Source organism: Streptococcus ictaluri 707-05 (assembly GCF_000188015.2).
In the GTDB taxonomy this organism is placed as follows: Bacteria; Bacillota; Bacilli; order Lactobacillales; family Streptococcaceae; genus Streptococcus; species Streptococcus ictaluri.
The window spans coordinates 305,908-330,737 of the sequence record NZ_AEUX02000006.1 but is presented as its reverse complement, the minus strand read 5'-3'; the positions used below and the strand labels follow the sequence as shown (position 1 = coordinate 330,737).

At 36.9% G+C, this 24,830-nt stretch carries 20 protein-coding genes, 7 pseudogenes and 1 riboswitch; of the genes and pseudogenes, 18 read left to right on the top strand and 9 right to left on the bottom strand.

The window, feature by feature from the left end; genetic code table 11:
* Positions 1–7 precede the first annotated feature (7 nt).
* From STRIC_RS06695 to STRIC_RS06685, 3 pseudogenes are all read left to right on the top strand, one after another.
* A pseudogene (locus STRIC_RS06695) lies at positions 8–985 on the top strand (2-hydroxycarboxylate transporter family protein); the annotation flags it as partial.
* A 33-nt stretch (positions 986–1,018) separates the two neighbouring features.
* Positions 1,019–2,147 (top strand): annotated as a pseudogene (locus tag STRIC_RS06690) (NAD(P)-dependent malic enzyme).
* A 289-nt stretch (positions 2,148–2,436) separates the two neighbouring features.
* A pseudogene (locus STRIC_RS06685) lies at positions 2,437–3,462 on the top strand (ClC family H(+)/Cl(-) exchange transporter); the annotation flags it as partial.
* A 55-nt stretch (positions 3,463–3,517) separates the two neighbouring features.
* On the opposite strand, the pseudogene STRIC_RS06680 reads toward STRIC_RS06685, so the two are convergent.
* Positions 3,518–4,540 (bottom strand): annotated as a pseudogene (locus tag STRIC_RS06680) (IS30 family transposase).
* Positions 4,541–4,873: 333 nt separating this feature from the next.
* On the opposite strand from STRIC_RS06680, the gene STRIC_RS06675 reads away from it, so the two are divergent.
* The 3 genes from STRIC_RS06675 (at position 4,874) to radC (ending at position 7,466) form a co-directional block, all read left to right on the top strand.
* Positions 4,874–5,488, top strand: coding sequence for an SGNH/GDSL hydrolase family protein (locus STRIC_RS06675; protein WP_008089428.1), 615 nt, complete (start codon positions 4,874–4,876; stop codon positions 5,486–5,488).
* Between the two features lie 125 nt (positions 5,489–5,613).
* Complete coding sequence (locus STRIC_RS06670; RefSeq protein ID WP_008088790.1) at positions 5,614–6,744, top strand: AI-2E family transporter; 1,131 nt, start codon at positions 5,614–5,616, stop codon at positions 6,742–6,744.
* 41 nt (positions 6,745–6,785) lie between these two features.
* Positions 6,786–7,466: a RadC family protein gene (gene radC, locus STRIC_RS06665; protein WP_008088756.1), complete on the top strand. Its 681-nt coding sequence runs from the start codon at positions 6,786–6,788 to the stop codon at positions 7,464–7,466.
* Between the two features lie 87 nt (positions 7,467–7,553).
* Here radC and STRIC_RS06660 read toward each other — a convergent pair whose 3' ends face one another.
* The 5 genes from STRIC_RS06660 to STRIC_RS06640 form a co-directional block, all read right to left on the bottom strand.
* A complete protein-coding gene (locus STRIC_RS06660; protein ID WP_008089027.1) occupies positions 7,554–8,198 on the bottom strand; it encodes a redox-sensing transcriptional repressor Rex in 645 nt (214 codons plus the stop codon).
* A 184-nt stretch (positions 8,199–8,382) separates the two neighbouring features.
* Complete coding sequence (locus STRIC_RS06655; RefSeq protein WP_008089060.1) at positions 8,383–8,730, bottom strand: DUF1831 domain-containing protein; 348 nt, start codon at positions 8,728–8,730, stop codon at positions 8,383–8,385.
* Position 8,731: 1 nt separating this feature from the next.
* The gene (locus STRIC_RS06650; protein ID WP_008089231.1) at positions 8,732–9,856 is read right to left on the bottom strand and encodes a cysteine desulfurase family protein; all 1,125 of its coding nucleotides are present in this window, start codon (positions 9,854–9,856) and stop codon (positions 8,732–8,734) included.
* 5 nt (positions 9,857–9,861) lie between these two features.
* Positions 9,862–10,830, bottom strand: a complete 969-nt coding sequence (locus tag STRIC_RS06645) for a ribose-phosphate diphosphokinase (protein ID WP_008089072.1) — start codon at positions 10,828–10,830, stop codon at positions 9,862–9,864.
* Between the two features lie 145 nt (positions 10,831–10,975).
* Positions 10,976–11,545, bottom strand: a complete 570-nt coding sequence (locus STRIC_RS06640; protein WP_008088802.1) for a CYTH domain-containing protein — start codon at positions 11,543–11,545, stop codon at positions 10,976–10,978.
* Positions 11,546–11,638: 93 nt separating this feature from the next.
* Between STRIC_RS06640 and STRIC_RS06635 the strand changes: the two genes are divergently transcribed.
* The 5 genes and pseudogenes from STRIC_RS06635 to STRIC_RS06620 all read left to right on the top strand — a co-directional run bounded on the left by STRIC_RS06635 (position 11,639) and on the right by STRIC_RS06620 (position 15,865).
* Positions 11,639–12,310: a GTP pyrophosphokinase gene (locus STRIC_RS06635; protein ID WP_008088705.1), complete on the top strand. Its 672-nt coding sequence runs from the start codon at positions 11,639–11,641 to the stop codon at positions 12,308–12,310.
* Positions 12,285–13,121 carry an NAD kinase gene (locus STRIC_RS06630; RefSeq protein WP_008089052.1) on the top strand — a complete coding sequence of 279 codons (837 nt, stop codon included), beginning with the start codon at positions 12,285–12,287 and terminating at the stop codon, positions 13,119–13,121. Before STRIC_RS06635 ends, STRIC_RS06630 begins: the two co-directional genes overlap by 26 nt.
* Positions 13,118–14,020: pseudogene (locus STRIC_RS11855) on the top strand (RluA family pseudouridine synthase); the annotation flags it as partial. The gene STRIC_RS06630 and the pseudogene STRIC_RS11855, both read left to right, overlap by 4 nt.
* 6 nt (positions 14,021–14,026) lie before the next feature.
* Complete coding sequence (gene pta, locus STRIC_RS06625; protein ID WP_040832239.1) at positions 14,027–15,022, top strand: phosphate acetyltransferase; 996 nt, start codon at positions 14,027–14,029, stop codon at positions 15,020–15,022.
* Positions 15,023–15,100: 78 nt separating this feature from the next.
* On the top strand, positions 15,101–15,865 hold the full coding sequence (locus tag STRIC_RS06620) for an SDR family NAD(P)-dependent oxidoreductase (protein ID WP_008089264.1): 765 nt from the start codon (positions 15,101–15,103) through the stop codon (positions 15,863–15,865).
* Positions 15,866–15,899: 34 nt separating this feature from the next.
* Here the strand turns inward: STRIC_RS06620 and STRIC_RS06615 are convergent, their stop codons facing one another.
* A complete protein-coding gene (locus STRIC_RS06615; RefSeq protein ID WP_008089054.1) occupies positions 15,900–16,583 on the bottom strand; it encodes a hypothetical protein in 684 nt (227 codons plus the stop codon).
* 224 nt (positions 16,584–16,807) lie between these two features.
* Between STRIC_RS06615 and STRIC_RS06610 the strand changes: the two genes are divergently transcribed.
* From STRIC_RS06610 to STRIC_RS06585, 6 genes and pseudogenes are all read left to right on the top strand, one after another.
* Entirely contained in the window at positions 16,808–17,245 is a 438-nt protein-coding gene (locus STRIC_RS06610) for a MarR family winged helix-turn-helix transcriptional regulator (protein WP_008089447.1), read from the top strand.
* The gene (locus tag STRIC_RS06605; RefSeq protein WP_008089252.1) at positions 17,245–17,973 is read left to right on the top strand and encodes an ABC transporter ATP-binding protein; all 729 of its coding nucleotides are present in this window, start codon (positions 17,245–17,247) and stop codon (positions 17,971–17,973) included. The genes STRIC_RS06610 and STRIC_RS06605 overlap by 1 nt, the downstream gene beginning before the upstream one ends.
* Positions 17,966–19,494: pseudogene (locus tag STRIC_RS06600) on the top strand (ABC transporter permease/substrate-binding protein). The gene STRIC_RS06605 and the pseudogene STRIC_RS06600 overlap by 8 nt, the downstream one beginning before the upstream one ends.
* A 202-nt stretch (positions 19,495–19,696) precedes the next feature.
* Positions 19,697–20,680 (top strand): GMP reductase, encoded by a 984-nt coding sequence (gene guaC, locus STRIC_RS06595; protein ID WP_008088870.1) that lies wholly within the window; start codon positions 19,697–19,699, stop codon positions 20,678–20,680.
* Between the two features lie 55 nt (positions 20,681–20,735).
* Positions 20,736–20,831: riboswitch (purine riboswitch) on the top strand.
* A gap of 78 nt (positions 20,832–20,909) precedes the next feature.
* Entirely contained in the window at positions 20,910–21,491 is a 582-nt protein-coding gene (locus STRIC_RS06590) for a xanthine phosphoribosyltransferase (RefSeq protein WP_008088736.1), read from the top strand.
* A pseudogene (locus tag STRIC_RS06585) lies at positions 21,491–22,765 on the top strand (nucleobase:cation symporter-2 family protein). Before STRIC_RS06590 ends, STRIC_RS06585 begins: the two are co-directional and overlap by 1 nt.
* A 78-nt stretch (positions 22,766–22,843) precedes the next feature.
* Here the strand turns inward: STRIC_RS06585 and STRIC_RS06580 are convergent.
* Both STRIC_RS06580 and STRIC_RS06575 read right to left on the bottom strand, forming a co-directional pair.
* Positions 22,844–23,782, bottom strand: coding sequence for an FAD:protein FMN transferase (locus tag STRIC_RS06580; protein WP_008089042.1), 939 nt, complete (start codon positions 23,780–23,782; stop codon positions 22,844–22,846).
* Between the two features lie 52 nt (positions 23,783–23,834).
* On the bottom strand, positions 23,835–24,020 hold the full coding sequence (locus STRIC_RS06575; protein WP_008088682.1) for a 4-oxalocrotonate tautomerase: 186 nt from the start codon (positions 24,018–24,020) through the stop codon (positions 23,835–23,837).
* A 202-nt stretch (positions 24,021–24,222) separates the two neighbouring features.
* Between STRIC_RS06575 and STRIC_RS06570 the strand changes: the two genes are divergently transcribed.
* Positions 24,223–24,816 (top strand): thymidine kinase, encoded by a 594-nt coding sequence (locus STRIC_RS06570; protein ID WP_008088952.1) that lies wholly within the window; start codon positions 24,223–24,225, stop codon positions 24,814–24,816.
* Positions 24,817–24,830: the final 14 nt, after the last annotated feature.

Below are 24,830 nucleotides of genomic sequence, written 5' to 3'. Positions count from 1 at the left end.
CCATGGGTATTTTTATATTGCCTGTCTGGTTTGCGGTAGTATTTTAGGGATGAACCGTAAAATTTTGATTCAAGGTTTGTTTCGAATGATCATTCCGATGTTACTTGGCATGGTGTGTTCTATGGGAGTTGGGACCTTAGTTGGTCTCCTCTTGGGACTAGAATGGCAACATACCTTCTTTTACATTGTGACACCTGTTCTTGCAGGAGGAATAGGTGAAGGTATCCTTCCTTTATCTTTAGGTTATAGTGCCATTACAGGAGTTGCTAGCGAGCAATTGGTGGCTCAATTAATTCCAGCTACTATTATTGGAAACTTCTTTGCCATTTTGTGTACAGCATTATTAAGTCGTTTTGGTGAAAAACACCCAGACTATTCTGGTAAAGGTCAGTTAGTCAAAATAGGGCATGAAGAAGATATGTCTGATGCCCTAAAAGATCAGTCTGGTGAATTGGATGTTAAATTGATGGGTGGAGGTGTCTTAACAGCTTCTTGTCTTTTTATCGCTGGTGGGCTATTACAACATTTAACTGGTTTCCCAGGGCCAGTCTTGATGATTATTTTGGCTGCTTTCTTGAAATACGTCAATGTCATACCTCAAGAAACCCAAAATGGTGCTAAACAACTTTATAAATTTATTTCAGGAAACTTTACCTTTCCTTTAATGGCTGGTTTAGGATTGCTTTATATTCCCTTAAAGGATGTGGTAGCAACCCTTAGTTGGCAATACTTTCTTGTTGTTATCAGTGTGGTATTTACAGTGGTCAGTGTTGGATTCTTTGTGTCTCGCTTTTTAAATATGCATCCTGTTGAAGCAGCTATCATTTCTGCTTGTCAAAGTGGAATGGGTGGTACTGGGGATGTAGCCATTCTTAGCACAGCTGATCGGATGAATCTCATGCCATTTGCTCAAGTAGCAACACGTCTTGGTGGTGCTATAACAGTAATTACCATGACAGCGATTTTACGAATTATCTTCCACTAATAATCAGTTTAAATTTTAGAAAAGAGGTCTTAAATGGAAAATATGTTAGGTCAATTAGCATTAGAACAAGCCAAAGCATTTGGTGGAAAGTTGGAAGTGAATCCTAAAGTAACGATTTTAAATAAACATGATTTAAGTATTGCTTATACTCCAGGTGTTGCTAGTGTGTCATCAGCTATTGCTGAAGATAAGACTTTAGCTTATGATTTGACGACAAAGAAAAATACAGTAGCTGTTGTTAGTGATGGGACTGCTGTTCTTGGCTTAGGTGATATTGGTCCTGAAGCGGCTATGCCTGTGATGGAAGGAAAAGCAGCCTTGTTTAAACAATTTGCAGGTGTTGATGCTGTGCCTATTGTCTTAGACACTAAAGATCCTGAAGAAATTATCCAAATAGTTAAGGCCATAGCACCAACCTTTGGTGGTATTAATCTTGAAGATATTAGTGCTCCAAGATGCTTTGAAATCGAACAACGATTGATTGAAGAATGTGATATTCCTGTCTTTCATGATGATCAACATGGAACAGCAATTGTTGTTTTGGCGGCGGTCTTCAACAGTCTAAAATTGGTATCCAAAACTTTAGAAGATGTTAAAATTGTTGTCAATGGTGGTGGTTCAGCAGGTCTTTCTATCACCCGTAAACTAATAGCTGCAGGGGCAACAGATGTTATAGTAGTTGATAAGTTTGGCATTATTAATGAAAAAGAGGCGGATCAGCTTCAAAGTCATCATTTCAGGGACTTTAAAAGAAGCCTTGGTTGGAGCTGATATCTTTATTGGTGTTTCTGCTCCTGGTGCTCTAAAAGAAGAATGGATAGCAGAAATGTCAGATAAGCCAATTATTTTTGCCATGACAAATCCAATTCCAGAAATTTTCCCTGATCAAGCAATTGCAGCAGGTGCTTATATCGTCGGAACAGGTCGTAGTGATTTTCCAAATCAAATCAACAATGTTTTAGCTTTTCCAGGTATTTTTAGAGGAGCTTTGGACGCGCGTGCTAAAAGCATCACCATTGATATGCAAATTGCAGCTGCAAAAGGAATTGCTAGTTTGATTTCTGATGACGACCTTTCAAGAACTCATATTATTCCCGATGCCTTCCAAGAAGGTGTGGCAGAGATTGTGGCTAAAAGCGTTAGTTCTGCAGTTACAGAGTAATCACTTAGATTGGTAGACAAGCCCTGTTCCTAGATTAAAAGGATAAGGAGCTTTTCTAGGGTATTAGTAAATATCCTGTTTATTCCAGCGACAAACAAAGTAGCCAAAAGTGACTTTTGCTTCAAGTTGATCGCTTTTTCCTTAATTTCTTACATCCATCAGAGAGCTTTGTAGAGATGACAAGGTTCTCTTTTTTATCTTTTTCTATTTCAGTCGACTAGAAACTTATCATAGACTTTGATACAATAGGTCTAGTGCATTTAAAAGAAAGAGAGGAAAAAATGGAAAATCATATGTTTGGCGTGGGATTCTGGTAGGGGTTATTTCAGGAGTGGTGGTTAGTCTATTTCGCTTATTAATTGAGATTCTTGCTGAAAGGGTAGTTGATGTTTACCACCAATCACATAGCAATCCTTTTTTATTATTGCCAATTTTAGTAGTCAGTTTACTGATTATTCTTTTTGTGGGTTATCTGGTCAAATCTGACCCAGATATCAAGGGTTCTGGTATCCCGCACGTAGAAGGTGAGTTAAAGGGCCTTATGTCTCCTAATTGGTGGAGTGTCTTATGGAAAAAATTTCTAGCGGGAACCTTAGCTATTTCAATGGGCTTTATGCTAGGAAGAGAAGGTCCTTCCACTCAATTAGGTGCTATGTCAGCTAAAGGCTTGGCAAAAGCTTTAAAATCTAGTGGATTGGAAAAAAGGGTGCTGATTGCAAGTGGTGCAGCAGCTGGTTTATCTGCAGCTTTTAATGCCCCTATTGCAGGTTTGTTATTTGTTGTTGAAGAAATTTACCATCATTTTTCACGATTAATTTGGATTACAGCCTTAGTAGCTAGCCTTGTTGCTAATTTTATCTCATTGCATATTTTTGGGCTCAGGCCAGTACTAGCTATGCCAAAAGCAATGCCTTTTCTAGGATTAAATCAATATTGGCTGCTCTTATTGCTAGGTGTTTTTCTGGGAATTTTAGGCTATGTGTATGAATGGGTTATTCTGCGTTTTCATCTTATCTATGACTTTTTAGGAAAATACTTAAAAATAACTCCCGCTTTTTATGGGATCTTAACAGTACTGGTTATTCTACCTGTTGGCTATTATTTTCCTCAATTGTTAGGTGGGGGCCATGGTTTGATTATTTCTCTTTCACAAGTAGAGTTACCACTTGTGACCATTGCTTTGTATTTATTCATTCGGTTTATTGTTAGCATGTTTAGTTACTCTAGTGGTTTACCTGGAGGTATCTTCCTTCCAATCTTGACCTTGGGTGCCTTGTCTGGAACTTTATTTGCCTTATTCTTTAAGCAAATTGGTTCGCAAGTTGTCAAGTCAAGTGCAACCAGTTCATAGATAACTAGAGTTCCAGATGTTAAGCTGTTCGGGATAGCTCAAACAGGAATTTTGAGGATTGATATTGAAGAAGTCGTCTTGGGCGCTCATTGATGGCAGTAATATAATTGTCAAGTTCTTCAGAGGTTAGTGGATTAAGTGAGACTCCTTTAGGGACATATTCTCTGAGGAGGCCATTGAAGTTCTCGTTTTTTCCTCTCTCATGTGAAGAATAGGGATGTGCAAAGTAAACTTCAACAGCTTCTAAGTTTGAGAGTAAACTAAACTCAGAACCATTATCCGCTGTGATGGATGCAATAGGATACTGACTGATGAGATGCGTGACAGCTCGGTTAATGGTTTGGGACTGCTTGTCTTCTAGCTTAACTCCTAGTGCATAGCGTGTCTGGCGCTCTACCAAAGTCAACATAACAGCTTCACCTTTGGTTTTCTTGCCGAGAACCAAATCAATCTCCCAATGCCCAAATTCAGAACGATCATTAATATATTCTGGACGTTCTTCGATAGATTTACCTAAAGTCTTCTTATTCGTCTTCATGACTTTCTTATAACGTTTTCTGATACTAACCATCTTAGGCAAATCGATAGGTTTAATAGCTGATACCCCCTCTCTGATATAACGATAAATCGTTTTGGTAGAGGGGACGACTTCTTCCGGATGGTTCACTTTGTAAGTCTGAACAAAACTATCCACACTATGGAGACGAATGTTAGCCGTCAAGGCAGATTCTAATTGTTCAATGAACCTAGCGGAGCAGTCATTCAACTAGAGATAAGAACTCTATTGACAATAGGTTTTAGAGACATGTTGCCCACTATCAGCGAAATAGGCGTTGAAGAAGGTTTGTTTTCCACTCTTATCCATTACCTGTTTTATTGAACCACGTATTATTGCTGGGCAGATTGTAGAAAGGTGACGACCCCAGAGTCGAGCAATCTCAGCGGGTTTCTTTCCCATTGTCAGATAAGCAGCAATTTCACCCCGTTCTGTGGCTGAAAGATGAGAATAGGATGATTTTCTGGTAGAATTAATGTTGGACATGTTCATCTGCTTTCCATACTGAATTGGGGAATTCTAGTATATCAGACGAACATGTCTTTTTTGTTGCACTTCATTTTACAACGCGGGTAACACTTTATTGTTGTCAGGTGCAACAATTTTCTTAGTCGTCAATGAAGCTGACACTGGCTTTGTAAGGGAAGTTTTGATGTAAGCAAGTTGATGATAATATGTTATTTCAAAAAGTTGCAGGTGCTTTTTCATAAAGACCAGCAGCTTTTTTAGTTATAAAAGGTTTACTTTGTCTCAAAAATCCTTTTGCTGCCTTGTCTGATTCTTTTTTGATATACTGGAAGTTAGAAAAAGGAGTCAATCATGTTAGAAGTTATTTCAGAAGAATTATTACAATACCAACAAAATAAACTAGCTGATTATCAGCTCAAAAATAAAAAAGTAGCAGATGGTGGAGTAGTCATAGCTGGAGATTCCATTATTGAGTTTTACCCTATCAAAAAATATTTCGGTCAAGACTTTCCTCTTACAAATAGAGGAATCGCAGGAACAGATAGTCAATGGTTATTGGATCATGTGGATACCCAGGTTAATGACCTTAATCCTGAGCATGTTATCTTGTTAATAGGATGCAATGATATTGGACTAGGCTTTGACAAGGCGCATATCTTGTCTAACATTGTCGATATTATTGGTCAGATTCGTAGCCACTCTATTTATTGTCAGATTAGTTTGTTATCTTTGGTACCTGTTTCTAAAAATCCTATCTATCAAAAGACGGTTAAAGCAAGGACAAACCAAGCCATCGATGAGATTAATCAAGATCTAGCCATGATTCCAGCGATTAATTTTATTGATATCAATAGTATCTTGAAAAATGAACAAGGTGGATTGGCTGATGAGTATACTTTAGATGGCATGCATTTGAATTTTTTGGCTTACAGTAAAATTTCAGAGATAATCAAAACCTACTTATGATAAGATAGAATCTTTGCTTATAACCAATCACCTAAGAAAGAGTTATCTTAAGATAGCTTCTTTTTTAATCCCAGCTCCGTAAGATTTTAGATGATTTAGTGTATAATAGATAAAAAGGAGTTAATATGAAATTTGAAAAAAAACAAGTCTTCTATATCGTACTTGCTTTTGTTTTATGCTATGCTATTCAAGCTAATTGGAATGGCGGTGCAGATATTGTTCAGACCATTTACAAAACCAGCTTACCGTTTCTCTATGGAGCAGCAGTTGCTTACATTGTGAATATTGTGATGAATGCTTATGAAAAGGCTTATTTATATGCCTTTTCTCACTCTCAAATTGCTTTAAAGTTAAAGCGTGGAATTTGCATGCTTTTAGCCTATTTGACCTTTATTATTTTATTTACATGGATAATCTCCATTGTGATTCCTGATTTGATAGCTAGTATCAGTACTTTAACCAAGTTTGATACGTCTACTATTAAACAGGTAGTTGAAGACTTAAGTCATAACAAATTAATTGCGAGAATGATTCGATATATTGGTGGGGATGCTAAATTAACCGAGACAATCACTAATTACAGTCAGCAGCTATTAAAACAGTTTATTGGTGTTTTGAGTAATATCTTAAGTTCAGTAACAGTTATTGCTTCAGCCATTATTAACCTCTTTATTAGTTTTGTCTTTTCATTGTATGTGTTAGCCAGTAAAGAAAGCTTGTGTCGTCAAGGAAACATTCTAGTGGATACCTATGCTGGTAAATACTCACAAAGAATTCATTATTTGGTTGATTTATTACATCACCGTTTCCATGGTTTTTTTGTTAGTCAGACCTTGGAAGCTATGATTCTAGGGGCCCTAACAGCTGGTGGGATGTTTTTATTGCAATTACCATTTGCAGGAACAATTGGTGTCCTAGTAGCATTTACCGCCCTTATTCCTGTTATTGGAGCCTCTATTGGTGTGGCAGTCGGCTTTATTTTGATAATGACCCAATCCATGAGTCAAGCCCTTGTCTTTTTAGTCTTTTTGATTATTTTACAACAAATTGAAGGAAACTTCATTTACCCTAGAGTAGTAGGAGGGTCTATTGGTTTACCAGCTATGTGGGTCTTGATGGCCATTACTCTAGGAGCCTCTCTCAAGGGAATTGTAGGGATGATCATTGCGGTACCTTTAGCTGCAACCTTCTATCAGGTCATTAAGGATCATATTTATAAAAAACAAGCCATACAAAAAAAACAGGTTTCTAACTAGAAACTTGTTTTTTAACGAATAGAATTGGTGGAGGTAACCGTATGTATTCCATCAAAGTGGATCAGAAAAGTCTGATGCCAAGAGAACGCTTAATACAACAAGGTGCAGAAGCCTTAAGTAATCAAGAATTACTGGCTATTTTGTTACGAACTGGAAACAAAGATAAGCGTGTATTAGAGCTGTCTTCCTATCTCTTATCACTGTTAGATAGCTTAGCAGATTTTAAAACCTTATCTCTTCAGGAGTTACAGCAACTAGCAGGAATTGGAAAAGTAAAAGCTATTGAAATTAAGGCCATGTTAGAATTCGCCAATCGTATTCAATTAGCTGATCAATCAATTTCCAGACAAATTGTATCTAGCAGTCAGGTCGCAAAACAATTGATGTTAACCCTAGGACATAAAAAGCAAGAACATTTGATGGCGATCTATCTGGATACCCAAAATAGAGTCATTGAAGAAAAAATAATTTTTATCGGGACAGTCAGACGCTCTATTGCGGAGCCACGTGAAATTTTATATTATGCTTGTAAAAATATGGCTACTAGTTTGATTGTTGTTCATAATCACCCGTCGGGGACGACATCGCCAAGTGACAATGATTACCGTTTTACAGAAAAAATAAAAGAGTCCTGTGATTATTTAGGTATTATTTGCCTTGATCATATTATTGTTAGCAAGACTGGTTATTATAGTTTTCGAGAGAAGACAGACTTATTTTAACACTAAAAAATCCTGCCAGACAAAATCTGTGACAGGATCTTTTCTATGTATCGCTAAAAACAAGCATTTTCAATGATAAGGGGCATCTTAATCCATTTGGTTTTGATTCATAAAGTAAAGTAAGGTCTGTAACTCACTAGTTAAATCAACTGACTGAACAATAATCCCTTTAGGAACTTGTAAATGAACGGGTGCAAAACTTAAGATGCCTCGGACACCAGCGTCAATGAGTTGTTCCGCAACTTCTTGAGCTTGGACACTCGGAACAGTCAAAATAGCTGTTTCAATATTGGTATCTGCCAATTGTTCTTTAATGGTTGAAATACCATAGATGGGAATGCCATCAGCTGTCTTTGTTCCAACAATAGGATTGTCATCAATATCAAAGCCCATTGCAATTTGCATTTTATTACGATCGTGGAAGCGGTATCGCAATAAAGCACGCCCGATATTACCACAGCCGACTAAAACCACATTAGTAGTCGAATGATCGTTGAGTAAATCTGCAAAGAAATTCATTAACTTAGAAACGTCATAGCCAAAACCACGACGACCTAATTCGCCGAAGTAGGAGAAGTCGCGACGTACAGTTGCAGAGTCGATTCCCATAGCATCTGCAATTTGTTTAGAGCTTGCTTTTTCGACTTGATCAGCATGAAAACGTTTGAAAATACGGTAGTAGAGCGATAAGCGTTTAGCAGTCGCCTTTGGAATAGATTTGTCAATAACCACTTTTATTGCTCCTTAAATGATATTTTTTCTCTTTTAATCTGTAACCATTGTAACAGAAACTTTGTGAAAGTTGCAACTATTTGATTATTTTTTTACACATAAAAATGAATAGTCTGATTATTTATTAAAAATGAGATCAAAAGAAAAAGTTATGACTAATCGGTCACAACTTTTAAAGAGAATGTTATTGTTCTTTTTTGATAAAAACATCTCTTTCCACTAAACTATCCATTAAGAAATAAAACTTATCTTGTAGTATTTTATTGTCTTCGGATTTGAAAATGTTTACCATGCGTAGTCCACTTTTATCTGTAATAGTGAGTTTAAAGGCATCTAAATCTTTATTAATAGTGATTTTTAATGGAAAGCCTTCGCCAGAATTGGGAACTTTTTCCAAAAGTCTAGTTAACTGATAATGTCCAATTTTAGTTTGAACGAAAGTAGTATCACGTAAAGTATACTTTTTGATATTGGGACTGATTTGGTAACTGTATTGACAGTCTTTAAGGCTAATTTCTTTTTCAAACGCCATCTTAATCTCCTAGAATTTTTGTTAAAATTTTTGCTAAATAGAATACTTCTTCTTGGGTGTTTTGATCTGAAAAACTGATACGAATAGAATCTTTTAAGCGACTAGAATCCTTACCATAATAAGCCGATAGGACATGACTTGGCTCCACTGTTCCAGCGGTACAGGCAGAACCAGTCGAAACAGCTATATCTTCTAAATCCAATTGGGTTAATACGATACTGTTTTGATGATTTGGAAAGCTGAGGTTTAAGACATGAGGAAGATAAGCCTTACTTCGGCCATTGATGTGAAAATCTAAAGACGTAAGCTCTTCTTGTAACAATTGTTCTAATTGTTCAACATGAGAAAAATTTTGGGAAAGGTGAGAAAAGGCATCATCAAGAGCAGCAGTCATTCCCACAATGCCTATCATATTCTCAGTACCTGCACGTCTTTTTTCTTCTTGTTCGCCACCTTGAATTAAGCTATCAAATTTGAGGCCTCTGTTATAGAGAAAGCCAACACCTTTAGGACCATGAAATTTGTGCGCTGATGCAGACATTAAATCAATGCCGTAGTCATCGGGATGAAGTGCTATTTTTCCTACAACTTGAACAGCGTCAACATGAAAAGCAGCTTGATGATGCTTGAGCAAGTCCCCAACTTCTTTAATAGGTAACAAATCCCCGGTTTCATTGTTAGCAAACATCATACTTACTAAGATCGTATCTTCTCTTAGGAGTGATTGAAATTGCTTCATGTTTATCTGACCATCACAGACATCTAAATAACTGACTTCAAAGCCAAAACGCTCTTCTAAGTAAGCCATAGTATGTAAGACGGAGTGATGTTCAATTTTAGTAGTAATAAGGTGTTTGCCTTTATGTTGGTGCGCTAAAGCATAACCTTTTATAGCATTGTTGTTACTTTCTGATCCACCTGAAGTGAAGGTGATTTGATTTTCTTTACTAGCAAGATGTTGTGCGATGCTTTGACGACATTCTCTTAAAATTTTGTTAGCTTGTCTTCCCATGTGATGAATGCTAGATGGATTCCCAAAGTTTTGGCTGGTTATCCATTTTGTCATAGCATCAATAGAAGCTGCATTAAGAGGAGTAGTGGCAGCATTATCAAAATAAATGGTCATGAGTATTACCCTTTTGGATGGTAAGAAAAGAGCGGGCTTAAAGGTCTTCTTTCATGGATACGGATAATAGCTTCAGCGATAAGCTCGCTAGCACTCAAGTAAGTCACATTTTCTGGCACACGATTTTTTGTTTTCACAGAATCAGTTACAATGATTTCTTGAATAGGCGCTGCTTCAAGAACGTCGGCAGCACCTCCAGCAAAGAGCCCGTGGCTAGCTACGGCATAAATCTCAGTTGATCCGGCGCGTTCAAGTATTTTAGCTGCTTCAGCAAATGTTTTACCTGTGTTTAAAATATCATCAATAAGAATCGCTTTTTTCCCAGAAACTTCACCAATAACATAGCCTTCTTCACGCTCAGCATCATCTTGAGCGTAGTCAATAATAGCAAGTGGTGAGTTTAGGTATTCTGCTAAACTTCTAGCACGTTTTATACCAGAATTTTTAGGACTAACGACAACGGTATCAGGACCTTTAAGACCTAAGCTCGCATAATGTTCAGCAAAAAGAGGAACAGTAAATAAGTTATCAACGGGGATATCAAAGAATCCTTGTACTTGGACAGCATGCAAATCCAAGGTGACCACGCGATCAATCCCAGCCTTAGTTAGCATATTAGCTACTAATTTTGCAGTAATAGGTTCGCGTGATTTAGCCACTCGGTCTTGACGTGAGTAGCCAAAGTAAGGCAGTACAACACTAATAGAATTAGCGCTGGCACGCTTACAAGCATCAATCATAATGAGTAGTTCCCATAAATTGTCATTGACTGGGAAACTAGTTGATTGAATGATGTAAATATCATCACCACGAACTGTTTCTTCGATATTTATCATAATCTCACCATCAGAAAATTGTCGAGAGGAAATTTTTCCAAGTGGAATTCCGGATGCTTTTGAAATTTTTTCAGCAATAGGAAGGTTTGAGGTGAGTGAGAACAGTTTGATTTGCTTATCAGCATATCGTTCAGTCATGATAGATTTAGCTCCTTACATTACAAAAAATAGAATAGAAAACGGAAAGGATGATTCCATTTTATTCATAGTTATCAATTGACATTTCTATTTTAACAAAAAAACAGAAAAATTGCAGTTTTTCTGTTGCTTTTATCAGGTAAAACTATGATTTCTTAAGGGTTTTGCTGAAACGTGCTACCTTACTTTTGGCATACTTAAATGAGATATCATTTTCTAGGAGAAAACTCTCGAAGTCTTCTTTCCCCTTGATGGCATCGGTCACTTCTAATTCCAGTTCATAATCTTTGATATTTGCATATTGATTATAATCTAAGGCAAGTTTACCAATAGTGGTATCGGCTTCACGGCGGATTGTTGTTAAATAGCCAAACGTCGTTAACTGTGAGTCGCCTAGTCCAATTTTTTTGATAATATCAAGCGCTGAAGATTCCGGGAGTATGCCTGTTTTAATAATCTCTTTAGCACTTTTTAAATCAAGATGTAAATTGTATTCGCGATTACCCACTTTCTCAGGAACTTTTAGGGTTAATTCAGCGCTATCTGTAAAGGTCCTAATACGTAGTGACATTTTATGAGCTTTTAAATCAAAATCTTTAGTATCAATATAATAGTTGGTTTGTGTTACTGGTGGAATATGAGTCATTTGTGACAAGAGTCGTTTGTACTCTTCTTTTGTCAGTAGGGTCTTATATTCAATCTCAAGGTTGGTCATATGAAATTCCTTTTGAACCTTTTCTATGATATAATAAATTGTTATTTCAATTTTATATTAATATCCTAGCTTTGACAAGAAAGGAGATATCAGGTGGCTATAGATTGGGAAGTTTTTTTGGATCCTTACATTCAAACAGTAGGGGAACTTAAGATTAAATTGCGAGGTATTCGCAAGCAATTCCGGAAACAAAATCGTTATTCGCCTATTGAGTTTGTGACGGGTAGGGTTAAGTCGGTTGAAAGTATCAAAGAAAAGATGTTTTTGCGTGGTGTCTTAGAAGAAAATATTGCTCAAGACATTCAAGATATAGCTGGCCTTAGAATTATGGTTCAATTTGTAGATGATGTGGAAGAGGTTTTGTCACTTCTGCGTCAAAGACAGGATATGACAATTGTCTATGAACGTGATTACATTCGTAACATGAAATCAAGTGGCTATCGATCATATCATGTTGTGGTAGAGTACCCTGTTGATACCATTGAAGGACAAAAAAAAGTATTAGCAGAGATTCAAATTCGTACCTTAGCCATGAATTTTTGGGCGACCATTGAACATTCATTGAATTACAAATACGGGGGAAAATTTCCAGAAGAAATTAAAAAGCGCTTGGAAGTCACAGCAAAAATTGCCTTGGAACTGGACGAAGAAATGCGAAAAATTCGTGAAGATATTCGTGAGGCACAATTGCTGTTTGATCCAGAGAGCCGAAAATTAAGTGATGGTGTAGGAAACAGTGATGACACAGATGAATTATACAGGTAAGGTAAAGCGAGTTGCTATTATTGCAAACGGCAAATACCAGAGCAAGCGAGTTGCTTCAAAGCTATTCTCCGTTTTTAAAGATGATCCCGATTTCTATCTTTCAAAGAAAAATCCGGATATTGTGATTTCTATAGGTGGAGATGGCATGCTTTTATCTGCATTTCACATGTATGAAAAAGAATTAGATAGGGTCCGTTTTGTAGGTATTCATACAGGACATCTTGGCTTTTATACAGATTATAGGGATTTTGAAGTTGATCAATTAATTGCAAATTTGAGAAAAGATAAGGGAGAACAAATTTCTTATCCGATTTTGAAGGTAAAAATTAGCTTGGAAGATGGACGAGTTATTAAAGCCAAAGCCTTGAATGAGGCTACCGTTAAGCGTATTGAAAAAACAATGGTGGCAGATGTGATTATTAATCATGTCAAATTCGAGAGTTTTAGAGGAGATGGGATTTCAGTTTCAACACCCACAGGAAGTACAGCTTATAATAAATCGTTAGGAGGAGCTGTTTTACATCCTACAATTGAAGCCCTTCAATTAACGGAAATTTCAAGTTTAAATAACCGTGTTTTTAGAACGCTTGGTTCTTCAGTTATTATTCCTAAAAAAGATAAGATCGAGTTGGTTCCAAAACGTCTGGGTATCTATACTATATCCATTGATAACAAAACCTACAATCTTAAAAATGTTAGCAAAGTCGAATACTTTATCGATGATGAAAAGATTCATTTTGTGGCATCAGCCAGCCATACTAGCTTTTGGGAAAGGGTCAAAGATGCCTTCATGGGAGAAGGTGAATCATGAGATTTGAATTCGTTGCTGATCGTAGAGTAAAAGTCAAAACTTTTTTAAAAGGACATGATATTTCAAAAGGGTTACTAGCTAAAATCAAATACAAAGGTGGCAATATATTAGTAAATGGTATTGAACAAAATGCCATTTATTTATTGGATATTGGAGATGTGGTGACCATTGACATCCCTAGAGAGGAACCTTTTGAGAAATTAGAGGCTATCCCCTTTGATCTTGATATTATTCATGAAGATGATCATTTTTTAGTCCTTAATAAACCAGTGGGATTTGCTAGTATTCCAAGTGCCATTCATTCCAATACCATTGCTAATTTTATCAAATCTTATTACATTCAAAAAGATTATGAAGATCAACAAGTCCATATTGTCACGCGATTAGATAGAGATACTAGCGGTTTAATGCTTTTTGCTAAGCATGGCTATGCTCATGCCCGCTTGGATAAAAAGTTGCAAAAAAGAGCTATTGAAAAGCGTTATTATGCTTTAGTTTCTGGTCAAGGGTCACTTCCCGATCAAGGAGAAATCGTTGCCCCTATTGGTCGCTCAAAAGATAGTATTGTTACAAGGGCTGTTGACCCAATGGGCAAGTATGCTAAGACCAGTTATCATGTTGTGGCACGTTATGCAGAAAATGTGCATTTAGTGGATATCAAATTGCATACTGGTAGAACCCATCAGATCAGAGTTCATTTTTCCCATATTGGTTTTCCTTTATTAGGAGATGATTTTTATGGAGGGCGATTAGATTTGGGGATAACCCGTCAAGCCCTGCATTGTCACCATATCGCTTTTTATGATCCATTTACTGAAAATGAAAGCATTCATACAATAAATTTGACAGATGACTTTGATAACGTTATCAAAGATTTACGAAAAAATAGAATGAGGTATACAAAAATGGGTATTAGAAGTTTGTTTGGTAGCTTAAGAGAGAAAGTAGCTGGCCAACATGTTAAAATCGTTTTCCCAGAAGGAAATGATGAACGTGTGGTTCGTGCTGCAGCTCGTCTTAAATTTGAAGGATTAGCTGAGCCTATTATCTTAGGTAAAGCTGACGAAATCCGAGGCCTCCTTACAAAATTAGGATTTGCTGATCAAGATTACACAATCATTAACCCTGATGATTATGCTGATTTTGAAAAAATGAAAGCTGAGTTTGTTGAGATCCGTAAAGGTAAAGCAACTATGGAAGATGCAGACAAACTTCTTAGATACGTCAACTATTTCGGTGTTATGTTGGTTAAGATGGGACTTGCTGAAGGCATGGTTTCAGGTGCTTGTCACTCTACAGCAGACACAGTTCGTCCTGCTTTGCAAATCATTAAGACTAAACCAGGTATTTCAAGAACATCAGGTGTTTTCTTGATGAACCGTGAAAACACAAATGAGCGTTATATCTTTGCTGACTGTGCTATTAATATTGATCCTAATGCACAAGAACTTGCTGAGATTGCAGTCAACACTGCAGAAACGGCAGCTATTTTTGATATTGATCCAAAAGTAGCAATGTTAAGTTTCTCAACCAAGGGATCAGGTAAAGCACCACAGGTTGATAAAGTAGCAGAAGCAACTAAAATTGCTAAAGAATTAAACCCTAGCCTTGCTTTAGATGGTGAATTACAATTTGATGCTGCCTTTGTTCCTGAGACAGCTGCTATTAAGGCTCCAGATTCTGACGTTGCTGGTCAAGCAAATACTTTTGTTTTCCCTGATTTACAATCTGGAAACATTGGTTATAAGATTGCACAACGTTTAGGGATGTTTGATGCCATTGGCCCAATCCTCCAAGGTTTGAACAAACCTGTTAACGATTTGTCACGTGGTTCAAGTGCTGATGACATTTACAAATTGGGTATTATTACAGCTGCACAAGCTTTAGGTACTTTAGATTAATGAGAGTAAGAGTGGAAGGGTGACCAAAAGGTCATAACTTTCGCTCTTTCTTTTTAGCTTAAGAAATGAGGTCAAAAAATGAATTCAAAAATTGCTTTAGTTACAGGTGCTTCAGCTGGTTTTGGAAAAGCTATTGTTGCACAATTGATCGAAGATGGCTTTAGCGTTATTGGAGCTGCCAGACGTCTAGAAAAATTACAGGCCTTAGAGGAATTATATGGTAAAGAAAACTTTTTAGCTTTACCTATGGATGTGTCTAACCCAAAAGAGATTGATTTGGCCTTAACCAAAATTCCTAAAGAATGGCAGAGTATTGATCTTCTTATCAATAATGCTGGCCTAGCTTTAGGACTTGATAAAGCCTTTGAGGCGGACTTTGCTAATTGGATGACCATGATAAATACCAACATTATTGGATTGACTTACCTAACACATCAATTGTTACCGGACATGGTTAAACGAAATAGTGGCATGATTATTAATATGGGATCTACAGCAGGAACCATTCCATACCCAGGAGCTAATATCTACGGTGCAAGTAAAGCATTCGTTAAACAATTTTCACTAAATTTAAGAGCAGATTTGGCAGGTACTAAAATCCGAGTTACCAATATCGAACCAGGATTATGTGAAGGGACTGAGTTCTCTAATGTACGCTTTAAAGGAGATCGTGACCGTGTAGAAGCCATCTATAAAGGAGCAAATGCCATTCAAGCCAAGGATATTGCAAATACTGTTTCTTGGATAGTGAACCAACCTCCACATGTCAATATTAATCGCATTGAAATAATGCCCGTTTCCCAAAGTTATGGTCCACAACCGGTTAGTCGAGAAGATGTCTAATAAAAAAAGCAAGTTGAGAATACAACTTGATTTTTTAAAAGCTATCGGAAATAGATGGGCCGGAGGTTACATCCGACCAGCCAACAATGGCTTGACCTGTTTCCTCAAGGTATTGACTAAGTATGGGTTTGAAATCTTGAACATTATCATAAATTCCAATGAAATTTCCTGAAGCATCATAAAGGGCTTGGTAATGTTGGATATAGATATGATCTAAAGAGGCCGAGGGAATAAAGTAATATTTCTGATGATACGCATTAGCTTTTAACTCATGCAGGAGCCATTCTTCTAATTTCGTTTCTTGATCAGCAAAAAAACTACCATTGAACTTATGATTGTTATAGATGATATTGCCGTTTTGATCAGATAGACGCGCTTGCAGTGGAAGGTGTTCTAGGAAATTACCTTTTAGAGCATAGTAAAAGTTGGTAACCACCTTACCAATTTCTAAGAGTAAGGTAGGTTTCTTCTGAAGGATTTCAGTCAGTGTTTCCTTCTGAAAAGAGATATGCTTGGCAAAAAGAAGAAGAGGAAGCGAGCTTTCTATGGTATCAAAAGCAAAAACAGCTTCATAAGGCTTGAAGTTGATAGGGTCATTTTTACTGATAATGGTAATATCAAAAAAATCCTTGGAGTTATTAGCGATGAGCTTGAAAAAGGCGTTTTCTTCTTGCGGTGTTTGCCCAGTGATGGCTAAAATCTTAATTAGTTTTGTCATACTGGTATCATAGCGATTATTGCTCTAAAAGGCAATCATTCTGTATTTTATTTTAGATAGCAGTGAAGAAATCCAATATTAATTAAAAATTGCAAAAACCTTATTAAAACGGACTTTGTAAGCGAAATCAGTCAAAAAAATTGACTTCTCTCGTCATTATTTTTATAATAGTCAACAATAGATGAATCCTTATAAGAAGCACAGGTAGATAGTGAGATAATAAGATGCATCCTTTAAAAGAAATAGTTAAGCAATATAATCATTTGTTTGATCAACAAATGAGTTTATTTGAAAAATATGCTCGACAAAATGGTTTACAAGGTAACAGTTTTCAACTTTTATTATGGATTTACTATAACCCTCAAGGCATGACACAAACCTCTCTTTGTCGGAAGACGAGATGGAGTAAACAGCTAGTGCATGCGACAATAAAGAGTTGGTTACAAAAAGATTATGTCTATCTTTTGGAATCGCCAAAAGATAAACGAGTGAAGTTAATTTTGTTAACAAAAAAGGGGCTCAAGCTAAGTAAAGAGATTATTAAGCCCTTTGAGAAAAGACAGACTAGAGCACTTTCTACTCTCAGTGAAGACGAAAGAGTAGAGTTGCTTCAGTTGATGAGTAGATATACAAGCTCCCTTACAGAAGAATTGGAGAAATAATGATACGTTTTAATAATGTTTCGAAGACCTTTGGTCAAACACAAGTCTTACAGGAACAAAGTTTTCAAATTGAAGATCGTGAATTTTTTGTATTAGTGGGACCAAGTGGCTCTGGAAAAACCACTCTGTTAAAAATGATAAATTGTTTAATTGAACCAAGCTCTGGTGATATTCTCTTGAATGGGACCCCTCAAAAAGAGCTTGATTTGAGAGAGATGCGCTTGTCTATTGGCTATGTTTTACAACAAATTGCTCTTTTTCCTAATTTAACAGTTGCAGAAAATATTGCGATTATTCCTGAGATGAAAGGCTGGTCGCAAGAGGAGCTTTTAGTCAAAACTAAGGAATTACTTCAAATGGTAGGGTTACCTCCAGAAGATTATCTTAATCGTTATCCCAGTGATTTATCAGGAGGAGAGCAACAACGTATTGGAATTGTTCGAGCTATTATCTCTCATCCTAAGGTGCTATTAATGGACGAGCCTTTTTCTGCCCTAGATCCCATCTCACGTAAGCAATTACAAGAGTTAATGATTAGCTTGCATCAGGAATTTGATATGACCATTGTATTTGTTACCCATGATATTGATGAGGCGATTAAGCTGGGTGACCGTGTAGCAGTTTTAAATGAAGGTCATATCGTTCAATTAGATAAACCTGAAGTTATTATGGCTGAGCCTGCTAATGACTTTGTAGCCAATTTGTTTGGAGGTGACAAAGATGCCTAGTTTAGTTGTTACTTTTCAAGAACGATTTGGAGATTGGACCAAGGCTCTTGGTGAGCATCTTCAAATTTCGCTACTCTCTTTAATGATTGCTTTGTTAATTGGTATTCCTTTGGCAGCTTTACTCAGCCAAAGTAAACGCTGGTCAGATGTGATGCTTCAAATAACAGGTGTCTTTCAAACCATTCCGTCATTAGCCTTGTTAGGGCTCTTTATTCCATTAATGGGAATAGGGACCTTGCCAGCCATGACGGCTCTGGTCATCTATGCGATTTTTCCGATTTTACAAAATACCATTACAGGTTTAAATGGTATTGATCCTAGTTTAGTAGAGGCAGGAACGGCCTTTGGAATGACCAAATGGGAACGGCTTAAAACATTTGAAATTCCCATTGCTATGCCAGTCATTATGTCTGGTGTGAGAACTTCTGCAGTTATGATTATCGGAACTGTACCCTAGCAGCTTTAATTGGTGCTGGTGGATTAGGGTCATTTATCCTTTTAGGGATTGATCGTAATAACCCTAATTTGATTTTGATTGGGGCGATTTCCTCAGCTTTATTAGCTATCATTTTTAACAGCTTGATTCAATATTTGGAGAAAGCATCACTTCGTCGTATTCTTGTTAGTTTTATTATCACTTTACTAGCCTTATTAGCTTCTTATGCACCTATGGTAATCGGTCAATTTTCTAAAAATAAGGACAAAATTGTTATTGCTGGAAAATTAGGAGCAGAGCCAGATATTCTGATTAATCTTTACAAAGAGCTTATTGAAGAGAATTCTGATTTACGTGTTGAATTGAAGTCTAATTTTGGTAAAACAAGCTTTTTATATGAGGCACTTAAGTCGGGTGATATTGATATTTACCTTGAGTTTACAGGTACCATCACCTCTAGTCTCTTAAGGGAAAAACCAAAACTCTCTAACGATCCTGAAACAGTTTATCAAGAGGCTAAGAAGGGAATTGCCAAACAAGATCAGCTAAGTCTTTTACAACCTTTTGCCTATCAAAATACCTACGCTGTAGCAGTTCCTGAAAAAATCGCTAAAGATTATGGTATTTCTAGTATTTCTGATTTGAAAGCTCATGAAGGACAATTAAAAGCAGGCTTTACTTTAGAATTTAAAGATAGAGAAGATGGGTTTAAGGGAATGCAAAGAGTCTATGATTTAAAAGACTTAAGTGTTGCTACGATGGAACCTGCTCTTCGTTATCAGGCGATACAATCAGGTGATATTCAGGTAACAGATGCCTACTCTACAGATGCAGAAATTACCAAGTATCATCTACAAGTTTTGAAAGATGACAAGCATCTTTTTCCACCCTATCAAGGTGCCCCATTGATGAAGAACTCACTACTCAAGAAACACCCTCAACTTAAAGAAATTTTGAATCGTTTAGCAGGAAAAATAACTGAAAAAGAGATGCAGGATATGAATTACCGTATTTCTGTAAAAGGAGAAGATGCTCAAAAAGTGGCGCATGATTATTTAGTAAAAGAAAAACTTCTTTCTAATTAAACTAAAAAGCTAATCCTCGGATTAGCTTTTTATAGTCATTTTTGAATTAAAATCCGAACATTTTTATTTTAAAAAGATAAAAAATTGACAAAACAAAAACAAAGTTTTATAATTTTCCAAGGGAAGGTAAGTTTTTACCTAGCGATGCCTTTGGAAACAAAGGTTATAGGAAGGTCATCTTAATAAAAAGAGGTATCCACCTATGTTTAACGATATTCCTGTATTCGATTATGAAGATATTCAATTAATTCCTAATAAATGTATGATAAGTAGTCGTTCACAAGCTGATACGACAATCACCTTTGGTAACCACCAATTTAAGCTCCCTGTTGTTCCAGCTAATATGCAAACGATTATTGATGAAGGAGTAGCAGAAAAGTTAGCAAGAGATGGCTATTTTTACATTATGCACCGTTTTGATGAAGCGAGTCGTCGTCCATTTATCAAGCGTATGCATGATGCGGGTCTAATTGCCTCTATCTCTGTTGGGGTAAAAGAAGCAGAGTATGACTTTGTATCTACTTTAAAAGATGATGCCCCAGAGTACATTACTATTGATATCGCACATGGCCATGCTGAATCCGTCATCAAAATGATCAAACACATTAAAGCTGAATTGCCTCAAACATTTGTCATTGCTGGAAATGTTGGAACTCCAGAAGCGGTTCGTGAGCTAGAAAATGCTGGTGCTGATGCGACAAAAGTTGGAATTGGGCCAGGAAAAGTATGTATCACCAAAGTTAAAACAGGCTTTGGGACTGGTGGTTGGCAATTGGCAGCTCTTCGCTGGTGTGCCAAAGCAGCTTGCAAACCGATTATTGCTGATGGTGGCATCAGAACTCACGGAGATATTGCTAAATCAATCCGATTTGGAGCAAGTATGGTAATGATTGGCTCTTTATTTGCTGGTCATATTGAGAGCCCTGGGAAACTAGTTGAAGTTGACGGTCAATCCTTTAAAGAATATTATGGATCGGCATCGGAATATCAAAAAGGTCAACATAAAAATGTTGAAGGAAAAAAACTCTTACTCCCAACCAAAGGGCATTTATCAGATACCCTAAGAGAAATGCAAGAAGACTTACAGTCATCCATTTCTTATGCTGGTGGTAATGACCTAGAAAGTCTTCGACGTGTGGATTATGTCATCGTTAAAAATTCAATTTGGAATGGTAACAGCATTTAAATTTCTTGTTGAAAAAAATCATATTCGTGATACAATAATAACATTATTACTATAATAACTATCATATTGTCATACTTATTTATACTGCGAATTGGCGCAGTGTCTCTACAAGACACCTTAATGTCTAACAATAAGTAAGCTTTTAAGCTTGCTTGGTTTTTACCTAGCAAAGGAATTTTTGTGATTCCTTTGCACAGCAGGCTTTTTTTCTTTTTTCAAGAGGGGTTTTATGCAATTACTGGAAGATCGTATAATAAAGGATGGTAATATCCTTGGTGAAAATATTTTAAAAGTTGATAATTTTTTGACTCATCAAGTGGATTATCGTTTAATGAAAGAAATTGGGAAGGTTTTCGCAGCAAAATATGCGAACGCAGGAATTACCAAAGTTGTTACCATTGAGGCATCTGGTATTGCACCTGCAGTTTACGTTGCAGAGGCTTTAGATGTCCCTATGATTTTTGCTAAAAAACACAAAAACATTACCCTGACAGAAGGTATTTTGACAGCAGAAGTCTATTCTTTCACTAAACAAGTGACTAGTACTGTGTCAATCGCAGGCAAATTTTTATCAAAGGATGACAAAGTCTTGATTATAGATGATTTTCTAGCCAATGGTCAAGCAGCAAAAGGATTAATTGAGATTATTAGACAAGCCGGAGCAGAAGTAGCTGGTGTTGGTATTGTGATTGAAAAATCTTTCCAAGATGGCCGTCAAGTTCTCGAAAATCTAGGGATGGAAGTGACCTACCTTGCTCGAATTAAAAATTTTGAAAATGGGAAATTAAACTTTTTGGAGGCTGATGCCTAATGACTCACTCAAGTAAACAAGAACATAGCCATTCGCAATCGGCTATTTTAGGCCTTCAGCATCTTTTATCAATGTATGCAGGTTCCATCTTAGTCCCTATTATGATTGCAGGTGCACTAGGCTATTCTGCGCGTGAATTAACCTATTTAATTTCAACTGATATTTTTATGTGTGGTGTGGCAACCTTCTTACAGTTGCAATTAAACAAACAATTTGGAATTGGTTTACCAGTAGTCCTAGGTTGCGCCTTTCAATCCGTTGCACCTTTATCTATCATTGGTGCTCAGCAGGGATCAGGAGCAATGTTTGGCGCTTTGATTGCATCAGGCATTTACGTTATTTTAGTAGCGGGATTTTTCTCAAAAATTGCCCGTTTCTTTCCAGCTATCGTAACAAGTTCTGTCATTACTACTATAGGCTTAACCTTAATCCCTGTAGCCATGGGGAATATGGGAGATAACGCCACCAAACCAAGTCTACAGAGCATGATTTTGGCCTTAATGACAGTGGCTATCATTTTAGCGGTTCAAAAGTTTGCCACAGGTTTTATTAAATCAATAGCTATTTTAATTGGCTTGATTGTGGGAACTATTATTGCAGCCTTTATGGGCTTGGTGGACATGTCAGTTATTTCCTCAGCACCTTGGTTACACGTTCCGACGCCATTTTATTTTGGAGCACCTCAATTTGAAATCACGTCAATTATCATGATGTGTATCATTGCCACCGTCTCAATGGTAGAATCAACCGGTGTTTATTTGGCCTTATCAGATATTACCAAAGATCCGTTAGATAGCACACGTCTTCGTAATGGCTATCACTCAGAAGGGATTGCGGTCTTATTAGGAGGTATTTTCAATACTTTCCCTTATACTGGTTTTTCCCAAAATGTTGGTTTAGTGCAATTATCTGGCATCAAAACACGTCGACCTATTTATTACACAACTCTATTCTTAGTCATTATTGGATTGCTTCCTAAATTTGGAGCTATGGCTCAAATGATTCCAAGTCCCGTTCTTTGAGGCGCAATGCTAGTCTTATTTGGTATGGTAGCACTGCAAGGGATGCAGATGCTTAACCGAGTTGATTTTGCAGGAAATGAGCACAATTTTATTATCGCAGCAGTATCTATTTCAGCAGGCATTGGCTTTAACGGCACCAATCTTTTTGCCAGCTTACCAGCCACTGCAAATATGTTTTTAACAAATGGTATTGTGATTGCGACAGTTTCTGCGGTGCTTCTTAACCTATTCTTTAATGGAAAGAAAAAATAGACAAAGCGTTTGAACACAAAAAACTACCTAAATCCTCCTTTTTTCGGCTGGGTTTAGGTAGTTTTTCTTAAGGATGGATTAGTGATATAAGAGCTGGCATTTTCCTTCAAGCCCTCGTGAAAATAGCACCTGCTTATCTTTGGTAATAATGATGCCTTCGATACCATCGAGTTGATTTAAGGTATCATAAACCTTTTTGAGAGATAAGCCAAAGAGTCTTGTAGTCCAAATCTCACAATCTAAAGAGGACTTAGCGACAATAGTAAGACTAGCCATTTCAGTCTCAATTGGGTAACCCGTCTGGCAATCAAAGATATGATGATAATCAACATTATTAATCGTTAAATACCTCTCATAAATACCAGACGTAACAACGGATTGGTTATGGGCTTTTAGGATAGCCATATTCTGACCTCTTGCTTGTCCAGGTTCTTGAATGCCTATATAATAAAAGCCGTCTGGTCTGTTAGGGTTGATGCCATGTACAAGCACATTTCCACCTAAATTAATGAGAGCAGAATCAATACCATCTTGAATGAGATAAGCCATGATTTTATCGGCGATGTAGCCTTTAGCAAGTGCCCCTAAATCAACGGTCATGCCCTCTTTTTCCAGAAAGACACTTTGTGTTTTGGAGTTTAAATGGATTAGTCTAGGTTGACTTAATGCCAATTTTTGCCTAATGATTTCTTGGGAAGGTTTGTTAGCGTCTGGAAAACCAATACGCCAAGTTTGTACCAAAGGTCCAATGGCGATATTTAGGTTACTTGGTTGCGCTAAACTATGCTCTTTTCCAATGTGAATGAGCTCAAATAAGTCTGGATGAACAATAAGGGGCTCAACGCCTGCTTGGTGATTTATGGCCATTAACTCAGAGTCATCATCATTAGCCGAGAAACGGTTCTTATAAGTGATTAAGAGCTCACGAGCCATTTGTAGCTGGGTGTCAGCCTTGTCAGAGATGATTTGTAAATCGATGACGGTTCCCATGAGCTTTATGCGATCGGTAGCTAGCATATCTTCCTCCTAACTAAGAAAAACTCTCACCCAAGGAAGGTGAGAGTAGTCATTATGATTTTTTCTTTAGTTCCCCTTGAGGGTAATAGCTTCCCTCTGGAAGGTCTTTGATAATGACATGAATATTTTCTTTAGGTGCTTTAGCGATGCGAGAAACAACTTCCGTGACTTCATGCGCTAGCTCAATTTTTTGTTCTTGGCTACGCCCTTCAAAAAGATCAATGGTAACAAACGGCATAATAATCTCCTTTTTTCTGATAATTCTATTTTATCACCTTCTTATCTAAAAGCCTATCAATAATGGGATTTTCTGAAACTTTTTCAAAAGGAATTCGACAGATTTTGGTCTTCAGACTTTCTTTTTCAAATAGGGCAATCGCCAAAGAAGAATAAATGTGATAAAATAGATAGGATAAAAAGAGAAGGTAGGAATTTCCAGTTTGGCTCAATTATACTATAAATATGGGACAATGAACTCAGGCAAGACCATTGAAATTTTAAAAGTGGCACATAATTACGAAGAGCAAGGTAAGCCGGTCGTTATTATGACAAGCGCACTAGATACCCGAGATGGTTTTGGTATTGTGTCTAGTCGTATTGGAATGCGTCGTGAAGCTATACCTATTACTAGTGACATGGCTATTTTTGAGTATATTGAGCAATTAGATGTTAAACCCTACTGTGTTTTAATTGATGAATGCCAATTTTTAAGCAAAAAAAATGTTTATGATTTGGCGCGGGTGGTGGATCATTTAGATGTGCCAGTTATGGCTTTTGGTCTTAAAAATGATTTCCAAAACGAATTATTTGAAGGCTCTAAATACCTTCTTTTGCTAGCAGATAAGATTGATGAAATCAAAACGATTTGTCAATTTTGTAGCAAAAAGGCGACTATGGTACTCCGAACAGAAGATGGCAAACCTGTCTATGAAGGTGCTCAGATTCAAATTGGAGGAAACGAAACTTATATTCCTGTTTGTCGCAAACATTATTTTAACCCACCCATCATAGAAGAAAAAACAAGTCAACCATAATAGAGAGCAAAAAG